The organism is Gemmiger sp. An50, assembly GCF_002161595.1.
Lineage (GTDB): Bacteria > Bacillota > Clostridia > Oscillospirales > Ruminococcaceae > Allofournierella.
Genome location: NZ_NFID01000014.1, coordinates 82,259 through 95,144, shown reverse-complemented (window position 1 = coordinate 95,144; position 12,886 = coordinate 82,259). Strand labels below are relative to the sequence as shown.

10 protein-coding genes are annotated in these 12,886 nt (G+C 62.3%); 7 read left to right on the top strand and 3 right to left on the bottom strand.

The window, feature by feature from the left end:
• Positions 1 to 572: 572 nt before the first annotated feature.
• The 7 genes from B5G03_RS12480 to glmM all read left to right on the top strand — a co-directional run bounded on the left by B5G03_RS12480 (position 573) and on the right by glmM (position 8,951).
• Positions 573 to 2,228, top strand: a complete 1,656-nt coding sequence (locus B5G03_RS12480; RefSeq protein WP_087182021.1) for a 2-isopropylmalate synthase — start codon at positions 573 to 575, stop codon at positions 2,226 to 2,228.
• A 16-nt stretch (positions 2,229 to 2,244) separates the two neighbouring features.
• Entirely contained in the window at positions 2,245 to 3,510 is a 1,266-nt protein-coding gene (leuC, locus tag B5G03_RS12475) for a 3-isopropylmalate dehydratase large subunit (RefSeq protein WP_087182020.1), read from the top strand.
• An 18-nt stretch (positions 3,511 to 3,528) separates the two neighbouring features.
• The gene (leuD, locus tag B5G03_RS12470) at positions 3,529 to 4,011 is read left to right on the top strand and encodes a 3-isopropylmalate dehydratase small subunit (RefSeq protein ID WP_087182019.1); all 483 of its coding nucleotides are present in this window, start codon (positions 3,529 to 3,531) and stop codon (positions 4,009 to 4,011) included.
• Between the two features lie 25 nt (positions 4,012 to 4,036).
• On the top strand, positions 4,037 to 5,107 hold the full coding sequence (leuB, locus tag B5G03_RS12465) for a 3-isopropylmalate dehydrogenase (protein WP_087182018.1): 1,071 nt from the start codon (positions 4,037 to 4,039) through the stop codon (positions 5,105 to 5,107).
• A gap of 175 nt (positions 5,108 to 5,282) precedes the next feature.
• A complete protein-coding gene (locus tag B5G03_RS12460; protein ID WP_087182017.1) occupies positions 5,283 to 6,662 on the top strand; it encodes an MATE family efflux transporter in 1,380 nt (459 codons plus the stop codon).
• Between the two features lie 255 nt (positions 6,663 to 6,917).
• Entirely contained in the window at positions 6,918 to 7,583 is a 666-nt protein-coding gene (locus B5G03_RS12455; RefSeq protein WP_087182016.1) for an acyltransferase, read from the top strand.
• Positions 7,584 to 7,607: 24 nt separating this feature from the next.
• Entirely contained in the window at positions 7,608 to 8,951 is a 1,344-nt protein-coding gene (gene glmM / locus B5G03_RS12450; RefSeq protein WP_087182015.1) for a phosphoglucosamine mutase, read from the top strand.
• 60 nt (positions 8,952 to 9,011) lie between these two features.
• Here the strand turns inward: glmM and B5G03_RS12445 are convergent, their stop codons facing one another.
• From B5G03_RS12445 to B5G03_RS12435, 3 genes are read right to left on the bottom strand one after another with little or no spacing between them, the layout of a single operon-like run.
• On the bottom strand, positions 9,012 to 9,380 hold the full coding sequence (locus B5G03_RS12445) for a YbaN family protein (RefSeq protein WP_087182014.1): 369 nt from the start codon (positions 9,378 to 9,380) through the stop codon (positions 9,012 to 9,014).
• Between the two features lie 42 nt (positions 9,381 to 9,422).
• The gene (gene cydC / locus B5G03_RS12440; RefSeq protein WP_087182013.1) at positions 9,423 to 11,081 is read right to left on the bottom strand and encodes a thiol reductant ABC exporter subunit CydC; all 1,659 of its coding nucleotides are present in this window, start codon (positions 11,079 to 11,081) and stop codon (positions 9,423 to 9,425) included.
• Positions 11,078 to 12,820, bottom strand: coding sequence for an ABC transporter ATP-binding protein/permease (locus B5G03_RS12435; protein WP_087182031.1), 1,743 nt, complete (start codon positions 12,818 to 12,820; stop codon positions 11,078 to 11,080). Before B5G03_RS12435 ends, cydC begins: the two co-directional genes overlap by 4 nt.
• Positions 12,821 to 12,886 lie beyond the last annotated feature (66 nt).

The following is a 12,886-nucleotide window of genomic DNA, read 5'->3' as shown; positions in this document are numbered from 1 at the left end:
AAACCAGATTTAATGCGTTAAACTACTACCAAGATAAATATATAAGGCGATACCGCACAATTCCAGGTGGTGGAGCGCGCCGGAAAATTTTTTGCGAAATGAACCAAAAAGCGCAGGCAAGCCCTGGTGGCTTGGCGAGCATTTTTGGAAAATTCCACGGAAAATTTTGGCGCGATACGCCGCCTGAGCCGTGAGGCGTGAATTGTGAGGTGTTGCCCTCTAAAATGCGTGGACGGGGAAAAAGCAGAGCCCATACGCCTTCAGAGAGCTGCCGGTTGGTGCGAGACAGCGGCGCGGAATCTGTATACTGGCCCCTGAGCACCCGGCGGAACCCCGCTTTAAAAGGCGGTCAGTAGGTCAGGGCGGAACCCCACCGTTATCCGGGGCGCGGTTCGCGGCATTGTCCGCCGACCGTACAGAGCGGCTGACACACAGCAACGAGAGTGGTACCGCGGGAGCTTACATGAAAGATGTGGCCCTCGTCTCTCAGGGGCAAAGACCCTTGAGAGACGAGGGCCTTTTTTGTCTGCATCCGCCCCGGCAGACAAAATGAAATGAGGAGCGATTGTTTTATGATGGACGTTACCAAGTATCAGATCGGCTACTACAACCCGCCCAAGACCGAGTACCGCTGGGTGCACAAGGACCACATCGAAAAGGCCCCGGCCTGGTGCAGTGTGGATCTGCGGGACGGCAACCAGAGCCTGATCGTGCCCATGAGCCTGGAGGAAAAGCTGGAGTTCTTCCAGCTGCTTGTGAAGATCGGCTTCAAGGAGATCGAGGTGGGTTTCCCCGCCGCCAGCGAAACCGAGTACGAGTTCCTGCGCACCCTGATCGAGCAGAACATGATCCCCGAGGACGTGACCGTGCAGGTGCTCACCCAGTGCCGGGACCACATCATCCGCAAGACCTTCGAGGCGGTGCAGGGCGCACCCAGCGCGGTGATCCACTTCTACAACTCCACCAGTGTGGCTCAGCGGGAGCAGGTGTTCAAAAAGAGCAAGGAGGAGATCAAGAAGATCGCCACCGACGGCGCGGCCCTGGTCAAGCAGCTGGCCGCCGAGTACCCGGGCAACTTCCGCTTTGAATACAGCCCGGAAAGCTTCACCGGCACCGAGCCGGAATACGCCCTGGAGGTCTGCAACGCGGTGCTGGACATCATGCAGCCCACCCCGGAGAAGCCCATGATCATCAACCTGCCGGTGACTGTGGCCATGAGCATGAGCCACATCTACGCCAACCAGATTGAATACATGAGCGACAACCTGAAATACCGAGACAGCGTGGTGCTCAGCCTGCACCCCCACAACGACCGCGGCTGCGGCGTGGCCGACACCGAACTGGCCCTGCTGGCTGGGGCGGACCGGGTGGAGGGCACCCTGTTCGGCAACGGCGAGCGCACCGGCAATGTGGACCTGATCACCCTGGCCATGAACCTGTACACCCACGGCGTGGACCCGAAGCTGGATTTCAGCGACATGCCCTCCATCGTGGAGCTGTATGAGCGGGTGACCCGGATGCATGTGTACGAGCGCACCCCATACGCGGGCGCACTGGTGTTCGCGGCCTTCAGCGGCAGCCATCAGGACGCCATTGCCAAGGGCATGAACTGGCGCAAGGAAAAGAACCTGCACCAGTGGAACGTGCCTTATATCCCCATCGACCCCACCGACATCGGCCGTACTTACGACGGCGACGTGATCCGCATCAACAGCCAGAGCGGCAAGGGCGGCATCGGCTTCCTCTTGCAGCAGAAGTTCGGCTACGATCTGCCCCCCAAGATGCGGGAGCATTTCGGCTACACGGTCAAATCCATCTCGGACCACGCCCACAAGGAGCTCTCGCCCGACGAGGTGGCCCAGGTGTTCTACGATACCTATCGGAACAAATGCACCCCGGTGGACATTCCGGATGCTCACTTCATCCAGAAAAACGGCATCTTCGCGGCCATCACCGTCGCCATGCCGGACGGCTCCACCAAAGAGAGCAGCGCCCAGGGCAACGGCCGTCTGGACGCGGTGTGCAACGCCTTGAAGGCGGCCACCGGCCAGGACTTCACCATCGAGACCTACTCCGAGCACAGCCTGCAGCACGGCTCCACCAGTGAGGCGGCGGCCTATGTGGGCCTGCGCTGGGGCGACGGCACCGTGACCTGGGGCGCCGGAACCGATACTGACATTATCCGCGCAGGCATCAAGGCAATGGTCAGCGCGGCCAACAACAAATAAAGGGGAAGAAACAATCATGGGAATGACAATGACGCAGAAGATTCTGGCCGCCCACGCCGGGCTGGACAAGGTGGAGGCGGGCCAGCTGATCAGCGCCCGGCTGGACGAGGTGCTGGGCAACGACATCACCACCCCGGTGGCCATCAACGAGTTCAACAAGGCGGGCTTCACCAGCGTGTTCGACAAGACCCGCATCAATATCGTGCTGGACCACTTCGTGCCCAACAAGGACATCAAGGCCGCCCAGCAGTCCAAGCAGTGCCGGGACTTTGCCAATCAATACGACATCCTGAACTTCTACGATGTGGGCCAGATGGGCATCGAGCATGCCCTGCTGCCAGAAAAAGGCATCGTGACCGCCGGTGACTGCATCATCGGCGCGGACAGCCACACCTGCACCTACGGTGCGGTGGGCGCCTTCTCCACCGGTGTGGGCAGCACCGACATGGCCGCGGGCATGGCCACCGGCAAATGCTGGTTCAAGGTCCCCGCCGCCATCCGCTTTGTGCTCAAGGGTCAGCTGAAGCCCCCGGTGAGCGGCAAGGATCTGATCCTGCACATCATCGGCATGATCGGCGTGGACGGCGCTTTGTACAAGAGCATGGAGTTCACCGGCCCCGGCGTGGCCAGCCTGACCATGGACGACCGGCTCTGCATCTGCAACATGGCCATTGAGGCGGGCGCGAAGAACGGCATCTTCCCGGTGGACGAGGTGACCATCCAGTATCTCACCGGCCGCAGTCAGCGCCCCTGGACCGTGTACGAGGCGGACGAGGACGCGGAGTACGAGCAGACCATCGAGATTGACCTCTCCGCGCTGGAGCCCACCGTGGCCTGGCCCCACCTGCCCGAGAACACCAAACCCGCTGCCGAAGGCAAGGACGTGAAGATCGACCAGGTGGTCATCGGCAGCTGCACCAACGGCCGTCTGGAGGATATGGAGGCCGCCTGGAAGGTGCTGAAGGGCAAGCACATCGCCCCCGGTGTGCGGGCCATCATCATCCCCGCCACCATGGCCATTTATAAAGAGTGCATCCTGCGGGGCTGGACCACCGATTTTATCGACGCGGGTTGCGTGGTCTCCACCCCCACCTGCGGGCCCTGCCTGGGCGGCTACATGGGCATTCTGGCCCAGGGCGAGCGCTGCATCTCCACCACCAACCGGAACTTTGTGGGCCGCATGGGCCATGTGGAGAGCGAGGTCTATCTGGCCAGCCCCGCCACCGCGGCGGCCAGCGCCATTACCGGCTTTATCACCGACCCCCGCACCATCGCGGAATAAGAAAGGCAGGAATCACCAATGCAGGCAAACGGTTTGGTACATAAATATCCGGACAATGTGGACACCGACGTGATCATCCCGGCCCGGTATCTGAACACCCCTGACGCAAAGGAGCTGGCGGCTCACTGCATGGAGGACATCGACCCCGATTTTGTGAAGAAGGTCCAGCCCGGCGACATCATGGTGGGCGGTGCCAACTTCGGCTGCGGCTCCAGCCGGGAGCATGCGCCCCTGGCCATCAAAACGGCGGGCGTGTCCTGCGTGATCGCGGCCACCTTCGCCCGCATCTTCTACCGCAACGCCATCAACATCGGCCTGCCCATCCTGGAATGCCCGGCGGCAAGCGAGGCCATCCAGGCGGGGGACAAGGTCCATGTGGATTTCGACACCGGCGTCATCACCGACGAGACCACCGGCCAGACCTTCCAGGCCCAGCCCTTCCCGCCCTTCATTCAGGAGATCATCAAGGCAGGCGGGCTGATGAACAGCATCAAGCAGTAAATACAGAAAAGAGAGGGAGATTCCCATGGAAAAACAGATCGCAGTGATCCGGGGCGACGGCATCGGCCCTGAGATCGTGGACCAGGCCCTGCGGGTGCTGGACGCGGTGGCCGCAAAATACGGGCACACCTTTACCTATACCGACGTGGATATGGGCGGCATCGCCATCGACAAATGGGGTGAGCCGCTGCCCGCCGCCATGCTGGACAAGTGCCTTGCGGCGGACAGCGTGCTGCTGGGCGCGGTGGGCGGCCCCAAGTGGGACGGCCTGCCCGGCGACAAGCGCCCGGAAAAAGGCCTGCTTGCTCTGCGGGCGGGCATGGGTCTGTACGCCAACAACCGGCCGGCCAAGCTCTGGCCCCAGCTGGCGGCCGCCAGCCCCCTGAAGCCGGAGATCGTGGAAAAGGGCATCGACTTCATCGTGGTGCGGGAGCTGATCGGCGGCGTATACTTCGGCAGTCACACCACCGAGGAATGCGCCGGCGAGCAGAAGGCCACCGACGTGATGAGCTACGCCGAGCATGAGATCGAGCGCATTGGCCGCATCGCCTTCGAGACCGCCCGCAAGCGCCGGAAAAAGGTGACCAGCGTGGACAAGGCCAACGTGCTGGACACCAGCCGCCTGTGGCGCAAGGTCATGCACCGGCTGGCCGAGGAATACCCGGACGTGGAGTATGCCGACATGCTGGTGGACAACACCGCCATGCAGATCGTGAAGGACCCCAGCCAGTTCGACGTGGTGGTCACCGAGAACATGTTCGGCGACATCCTCTCCGACGAGGCCAGCATGATCACCGGCTCCATCGGCATGATTCCCTCCTCCAGCCTGGGCGAGGGCAGCCGGGGCCTGTACGAGCCCATCCACGGTTCCGCGCCGGACATTGCGGGCCAGAACAAGGCCAACCCCATCGGCACCATCCTCTCAGCCGCCATGATGCTGAAATACAGCTTCGATCTGGACGAGGAGGCCGCCGCCATCGAGGCGGCAGTCAACAAAGCGCTGGACGCGGGCCTGCGCACCGGCGACATGATGGCCGATGGCTGCACCCCGGTGAGCTGTTCGGAAATGGGCGACGCCATCCTGAAAAATCTGTAATTGATCAGAAAAAAGCCAAGCGGGCCGCTGCCGGATCTTCCCGGCGGCGGCCCGCTTCGGGTGTTTGCCATGAATTGCGCGGCGGTGCCTTTACTTTCATTGGGGGGAATGCTATAATAGCCGGGCGGCGCCTGGCGCCGCAAAACAATCACACCAAACAGGAGTGAATAAGATCATGGCGAAACAGGCCGCAAAACTGGAAAACGATCTGGGGCGGGACCCCATTCCGCAGCTGGTGCTGCGCATCGCCATCCCCAGCATGCTGGCACAGTTCGTGAGCGTATTGTACAGCGTGGTGGACCGGATGTATATCGGCAACATCGCCGAGGTGGGCAAACTGGCTCTGGCGGGCGCGGGCGTCTGCGGGCCTATTGTGACCATGATCGGCTCAGTGGCTTTCCTGGTGGGCGTGGGCGGTTCGCCCCTGATGAGCATCCGCATGGGCGCGGGAGACCCCAAGGCAGCCCAGAAGATTCTGGCCAACTGCTTTTTGATGCTCTGCGGCTTTTCGGTGGTGCTCATGGTGCTGGCCCTGGCCACAAGGCAGCAGACGCTGCTGCTGTTCGGCGCGAGCGGTTCCACCTTGCCCTATGCCATGGCCTATTATACCGTCTATCTGCTGGGCACCCCCTTTGCGCTGCTTTCCACCGGCATGAACCAGTTCGTCATCTGCCAGGGCTTTGCCAAAAAGGGCATGCAGTCGGTGATGCTGGGCGCGGTGCTGAACATTCTGCTGGACCCGGTGTTCATCTTCGTGCTGGACATGGGCGTGACCGGCGCGGCACTGGCCACCATCCTCAGCCAGCTGGGCAGCTGTCTGTTTGTACTGCGCTTTCTGTTCAGCCAGACACCGCCCGTCCGCATCACCTTCGGCGGCTATGACCTGCGGGTGATAGGCCGGGTGCTGGCCACCGGCTTCACACCCTTTGCCATCATCGCCTTCGACAATGTGATGATCATTGCCCTGAACGCTTTGCTGCAAAAGTACGGCGGCCCCACCGAGGGCGATCTGCTGGTGGCGGCGGCCACCATTTCTCAAAGCTTCATGCTGGTGGTCACCATGCCTCTGGGCGGCATCACCAGCGGTACCAGCTCCATTTTGGGCTTCAACTACGGGGCGGGCCGTCCGGACCGCATCCTCGGGGCCCAGAAGTTCATCCTGGCGCTGAGCATTGGCTACACGGCTCTGCTGTGCGCGGCGGGCCAGCTGCTGCCCGCGGCCTTCGCCTCCATCTTCACCAAGGACCCCCAGGTACTGCCTCTGGCGGTGCAGGCCATCCGCATCTGCACGCTGGCGGTGGTCCCGCTGGGAATGCAGTATACCATTATCGACGGCTTCACCGGCATGGGCATGATGCGTTATTCGCTGCCCCTTTCCTTCTTCCGCAAGCTGGCTTACTTTGTGCCGCTGTTCATCCTGCCCGCTCTGTTCGGCGGCATGGCGGCCTTTTACGCCGAGCCGATCTCGGATATCCTGGGCCCGCTGGTGAGCCTTCTGGTCTATCTGAGCCGGATGCGCTGGCTGGCCGCCGGTGCCAAAGCGCACCGGAAATGAACCCGGCACACTCGATTTCTGTATCAAACGCCCCGCATTTGAGCAAAGATGCGGGGCTCTTTTTGTACAACCTTGCGGACAATTGTTAAAATTACGGGGATTTTTGTGACAATTTTGGGCGCTTCATCGTCAAAAATTTCGTAACTTCCACCGAATTTGCTTTTTCGTCCGCGATTTTTATATTTTTGGGTTGTATTTTAAAAAACCGGTGCTTATAATTTACTCAAGTGATTTTTTGAAAGGAGCATCTGCTGTATGGATGTCTGCCGTACCGAAGCGTTGTTCGATCTCTCCCACACCCTGGCCGCTCCGCTGTTTGAGGGGAAGGAGCGACCCTGGGAGGTTCTGGACGAACTGAAAGGCTTTATCGAGCAGCTGGGCCAAAGCCTGCCCAGTGAGGAATATGACCAGCCCGCCCCCGGCGTATGGGTGGCGAAGACTGCGAAGGTGGCCCCCAGCGCATCGCTGGCCGGGCCTTGCATCATTGGCCCGGAGGCCGAGGTGCGTCACTGCGCCTTCATCCGGGGCAGCGCGCTGGTGGGTGCGGGCGCCGTGGTGGGCAACAGCGTGGAGCTGAAGAACTGCATTCTGTTCGACGGCGCGCAGGTGCCCCATTTTAACTATGTGGGCGATTCCATCCTGGGCTATAAGGCCCATATGGGCGCGGGCGCTGTGACCAGCAATCTGAAGAGCGACAAATCCCTGGTGTGCATCCGCCAGGAGGACGAGATCCTGGTGACCGGCCGCAAAAAACTGGGTGCTCTGGTGGGCGACGAGGCCGAGGTGGGCTGCAACAGCGTGCTGTGCCCCGGCTCGGTGCTGGGCCGCCGCTGCCAGATCTATCCCACCAGCTGCGTGCGGGGCGTGGTGGCCCCGGGCCATATCTACAAGGACGCGCAGCACATCGTACCCCGCACATAAGACGAAATAGAGGAGTGTTTGAATATGGGCAGACTGTTTGGAACCGACGGCGTGCGCGGCATTGCCGGCGAGGATATGACCTGTGAGCTGGCAATGGCCATCGGCCGTGCCGCCGCCACCGTGCTGGCCTACGGCCGTCGCCGCCGTCCCCTGGTGGTGCTGGGCAAGGATACCCGCATTTCCAGCGACATGCTGGGCGCGGCGCTGGCCGCGGGCCTGTGCTCGGTGGGCGCGGACGTGATCGACCTGGGCGTGATCTCCACCCCGGCGGTGGCCTACCTGGTGGGCAAGTACAAGGCGGACGCAGGCGTGATGATCTCCGCCAGCCACAACCCCTATGCCTTCAACGGCATCAAGATCTTCAACGGCGACGGCTTCAAGCTGCCGGATGAGCTGGAGGAGCAGATTGAGAATCTGATCGAGAAAAACGATTTTACCTACGCCAAGGGCGAGAACCTGGGCCAGATCAGCCACTGCACCACCGGTGCACGGGATTACATCGAGCATCTGAAAAGCACCATCCCTTATTCGCTGGAGGGCATGAACATCGTGGTGGACTGCGCCAACGGCTCCGCCAGCGCCACGGCCCGCACCCTGTTCGAGGAGCTGGGCGCCAATGCGGTGATCCTGCACGACGCGCCGGACGGCGTGAACATCAACGAGGGCTGCGGCTCCACCCATCTGGAGCAGCTGCAGGACTACGTGCGCACCCACAAGGTGGATGCGGGCGTTGCCTTTGACGGCGACGCGGACCGCTGCCTGTTTGTGGATGAGACCGGCGAAGTAGTGGACGGCGACTACATCATGGCCATCTGCGGCCTGGATATGCAGCAGCGGGGCAAGCTGCGGCGGTCCACCATCGTGGGCACCGTGCTCACCAACCTGGGCTTCGCCCGCTTCTGTGAGGCCAACGGCATGAAGTTCGCCGCCACCAAGGTGGGCGACCGCTACGTGCTGGAGGAGATGGAGCTGGAGGGCTACACCCTGGGCGGCGAGCAGAGCGGCCACATCATCTTCCGGGATTTCGCCACCACCGGCGACGGTCAGCTCACCGCCATCCAGCTGCTGTGCCTGCTCAAGCGGTGCAAAAAGCCTCTGTCCGAGCTGGCGAAGGTGATGACCCGCCTGCCGCAGGTGATGGTGAATGTGACCGTAAGCGCCGAGGGCAAGCTGGAATTCTACAACAACGACGTGATCAAGGAAGCCATCCGCCAGCAGAAGGAGGCCCTGGGCGATACCGGCCGGGTGCTGGTTCGCGTGAGCGGCACCGAACCGCTGATCCGTGTGATGGTGGAGGGCCAGGACGAGACCGAGATCCAGGCCATTGCCGATCATCTGGCTGAGCTGGTGAAAAAAGAGCTGGGCTGATTGCGGCCTTTTGATACAGAAAAACGAGTGAGTTCCCGTGGGAACTCACTCGTTTTTTGTTTAATCTGCGTCCAGGGTACGGATGCGGAAGATGAAGTAATACACATGGAACAGCCATACGCAGCCCAGCACGATGCGGCCGATGAACACCTCGTGCATCATCACAAAGCCGATGCTCATGGTCAGGGTCACGGTGATCATGATGCCGATCTTGGTACGCCAGGTCATGGCCCGCTGCTCCCGGAAGCTCTTGAAGTTCTTCTGGTACAGTTTGGTGGACACAAACCACCGGTTCAGCCGGTCGCTGCCCTTGGCGAAGAAGAAGCAGGTGCCCAGCAAAAAGGGAGTGGCGGGCAGCAGGGGAAGCACTGCGCCCACGGCGCCCAGCGCCAGGCAGACAAGGCCCAAGGCAATGTAGAGGTATTTCATAAACAAACAATCCTTTCTGTATGGCGGCCGGAGAGGGGCGGCTCAGCTGAGCCGTCCGTGCTCCACGTTGTAGGTGGTGTCGGCAATGCGCATGGTGGACGCCCGGTGGCTGACCAGTACCACCGTCTTGCCCTTGCGCTGGCGGTGCAGGCTTTGCAGGATCACCGCCTCGTTCAAGCTGTCCAGATTGCTGGTGGGTTCATCCAGCAGGATGAGGGGCGCATCATGCAGGAAGGCCCGGGCGATGCCCAGCCGCTGCCGCTCACCGCCGGAGAGGGTGTCGCCCAGCTCGCCCACATTGGTGTCGTAGCCGTTGGGCAGGCTCATGATGAAGTCGTGCACCGAGGCCTTTTTGCAGGCCTCCACCACCTCCTCATGGGTAGCGCCGGGCTTGGCCAGCTTCACGTTCTCCTCAATGCTGTCGTGGAACAGGTAGGTCTCCTGGGTCACGTAGCTCTGCAGGTTGCGCAGGCTGGCGGTGCGGATGTTTTTCACATCCTCGCCGGAAATGGCCACCTGGCCGCTGCCCACGTCCCAGAAGCGCATGAGCAGCTTGAGCAGGGTGGACTTGCCGCTGCCGCTGCGGCCGGTGATGCCGATGATTTTATTCTCCGGCAGGGTCAGGCTCACGTTCTTCAGGATCGGCTCGGCTTCGTAGGTGAAGCTCACATTGGCGCAGGCCGCGCCGGTGAAGGGGATGGTACGCCCGGTGGTGTTTTCCGCCACCACCGGCTCCTCGTCCAGAATGTCCAGTACCCGGTTGGCGGCGGCGAAGGTCTGCTGCAGGGTGCTGCCCAGATTGGCCAGCGCCACCACAGGCCCGAAGGAGCTGAGAATGGCGATCAGGGGAATCAGCACCCCGTCAAAGCCCACCAGACCATTGGTGTAAAGCAGGCTGCCCGCCGCCAGCATGGAAAGGGAGAACAGCCAGATCAGCGCGCCGGTGCAGGCGGTGGCGGTGCCAAGCGCGGTCTTCATCTTTTTCTCGGTGGCCAGCAGGCTGCCGGTGCGCGCGTCCAGCTCGTCCAGACGGCGCAGGCCTGCGTCATATTGCAGTAGCTCGCCCAGGCCGCGCAGGCTGTCCAGCACAAAGGCGCTCAGCGCACCGGCCTGGGTGCGGTATTCCAGACCCCGACTGCCGCCGAAGCGGGCGGCCAGCACCGGCACCACCACGCCCACGGCGAAAAAGCCCAGGGCGGCGATCAGGCCCAGCAGCCAGTGGTAGCTGCCGATGAACAGGGTCATGATCACCGACATGATGGCCGCGATGGCAATGGGGGAGAGGGTGTGGGCGTAAAAGACCTCCAGCAGCTCGATGTCCGAGGTGATGACCGCGATCAAATCGCCCTTGTCCCGGCCGTCCAGCTTGGCGGGGGCCAGGCGGCGCAGCGCGCCGAACACCTTATCCCGGATCAGGGCCAGCAGCTTGAAGGCGATGTAGTGGTTGCAGGCCTGCTCGGCGTAGCGCAGCACGCCGCGGGCCAGAGCAAACACGCCCATGCAGGCGAACAGCACGCCCAGAGCGGGCAGGCCGGTGCCGCCCAGCGCATTCACGATGGCGAAGCCGCCGAAGATGGGAATGAACTGGGCGCACAGAAAGCCCGCCACGCCCATGGCGATGGCAAGGGCCATGAAGCCCATCAGCGGCTTGACCAGCCCCACGAGCCGGAGCATTACCGCCAGATCAGAACGTTTTTTCATGCAAGAGCCTCCTGTTGGGTGTCGGGGGTGTAGTGTTCCAGCGCCTGCTGGCTGTTCCACAGCCGCTGATAGCAGGGGCAGGCGGCCAGCAGCTGGGCATGGGTGCCGCAGCCTGCCACCCGGCCTTCCTCCAGCGCGTAGATGCGTTTTGCGCCGGTCACGTTGGCCAGCCGGTGGGAGATGATCAGTACCGCCTTGGTTTCGGCCAGCCGGTGCACCAGGGCCATGATTTGATTTTCACTCTCCACATCAATGTTGGAGGTGGCTTCGTCCAGAATATAAATGGGGCTGTCGTGCAGAAGGGCCCGGGCCAGGGCAAGCCGCTGGCACTGCCCGCCGGAGAAGTTGGCGCCCTTTTCGGCCACCGGGGTATCCAGTCCCTGTTCGCTGCGAAGGAAATCCGCCAGATTCACCTGCTCCAGCGCCTGCCACAGGGCCTCGTCGCTGGCATCAGGCTTCGCCATGCGCAGGTTCTCGGCTACGGTGCCCTTGAACAGCCGGGCGGCAAAGCCCACGGTGGTGATCTGCTTCATCCGGCTTTCCAGGCTGATTTCGCTCAGGGGCTGGCCGCCCACCGTGATGCTGCCCGCATAGCCCTCCAAACGGCCGGCCAGCAGGCCCGCCAGGGTGGACTTGCCGCAGCCGGATTCGCCCACCAGAGCCACCAGTCCGGTGCGGGGCAGTTCCAGGTCCACGCCCTTCAGGATGGGGCGCTCGGCATCGTAGGCAAAGCGCACATCCTCGCAGCGCAGGGTGCAGTCGATGGGGTCGATCACGCCGGTCTTGGTCTGAGGCTCCGGCAGGTCCAGCAGCTTGAAGATCTTCTCGGAGGCGGCCATGCCGTTCATGGCGATGTGGAAGTAGGAGCCCAGCAGCCGCATGGGCAGGAAGAAATCCGCCGAGAGCATGATGATGGCAAAGCAGCCGAATAGGCCGATCTGCCCGGCGGAAAACTGCCGCGCAGCCACGATGATGCCCAGAGCCGCGCCGCCGTAGGCCACCAGGTCCATGATGGTGATGGAGTTCAGCTGCATGGTGAGCACCTTCATGGTGATGCGCCGGAAGCGCTCGGCCTCCTCGTTCATCCGCCGATGCCGCTCCCCGTCCGCCTGATAGATTTTCAGGGTGGTCAGGCCCTGTAGGTTTTCCAGAAAGTTGTCGCCCAGGGCGGTGTACTGGCCCCAGTAGCGGGCCAGCAGCTTTTTGGCGAAGGTCTGCACCAGCGCGATGGAAACCGGGATCAGCGGCACGCAGATCAGCAGCACCACCGCCGCCGAAAGGCTGATGGGGGCCAGCACGCAGAACAAAGTCAGCGGGGCCAGCAGGCTGTAGAAGAACTGGGGCAGATACGCGCCGAAGTAGCTTTCCAGCTGTTCGGCGCCCTCCACCGTCACCTGCACCACCTCGGAGGTGGAGACCCGGCTGGAATAGCCCGGCCCCAGCCGCAGCAGTTTTTCCAGAATGGTGCGGCGCAGCGCCTGTTTGGCACTGCGGCTGGCCCGGTAGGAGCAGACCGCCGCCTGCCTTGCGCAGACAAAGCGGACCGCCGCGGCCGCTGCCGCCACCAGCAAAGTGGTCGCCAGCGAGGCGGGCTGCCCGGCCAGCAGCCGGGAGAGATACCGGGCGATGGTGAGCAGCATGGCGATGTTCGCCGCCAGCGCTGCCCACTGGAACGCCACGTTTTTTGCAATGTGCTGTTTGGAATCGCTGACCATCCCGATCAGCCGTTTGTTGATCATCAATGCAGTGTGTCCTCCTGGTGATAATTGTCACGCGGCGGTTAGCCGCGGCTGCAAACAGTTAGC

Bases quoted from the DNA above. Each gene is read 5' to 3' on its own strand.
- leuD (WP_087182019.1), top strand. From the start codon at position 3,529: ATGCAGGCAAACGGTTTGGTACATAAATATCCGGACAATGTGGACACC.
- B5G03_RS12435 (WP_087182031.1), bottom strand. From the start codon at position 12,820: ATGATCAACAAACGGCTGATCGGGATGGTCAGCGATTCCAAACAGCAC.
- B5G03_RS12460 (WP_087182017.1), top strand. From the start codon at position 5,283: ATGGCGAAACAGGCCGCAAAACTGGAAAACGATCTGGGGCGGGACCCC.
- leuB (WP_087182018.1), top strand. From the start codon at position 4,037: ATGGAAAAACAGATCGCAGTGATCCGGGGCGACGGCATCGGCCCTGAG.
- B5G03_RS12445 (WP_087182014.1), bottom strand. From the start codon at position 9,380: ATGAAATACCTCTACATTGCCTTGGGCCTTGTCTGCCTGGCGCTGGGC.
- leuC (WP_087182020.1), top strand. From the start codon at position 2,245: ATGGGAATGACAATGACGCAGAAGATTCTGGCCGCCCACGCCGGGCTG.
- B5G03_RS12455 (WP_087182016.1), top strand. From the start codon at position 6,918: ATGGATGTCTGCCGTACCGAAGCGTTGTTCGATCTCTCCCACACCCTG.
- B5G03_RS12480 (WP_087182021.1), top strand. From the start codon at position 573: ATGATGGACGTTACCAAGTATCAGATCGGCTACTACAACCCGCCCAAG.
- glmM (WP_087182015.1), top strand. From the start codon at position 7,608: ATGGGCAGACTGTTTGGAACCGACGGCGTGCGCGGCATTGCCGGCGAG.
- cydC (WP_087182013.1), bottom strand. From the start codon at position 11,081: ATGAAAAAACGTTCTGATCTGGCGGTAATGCTCCGGCTCGTGGGGCTG.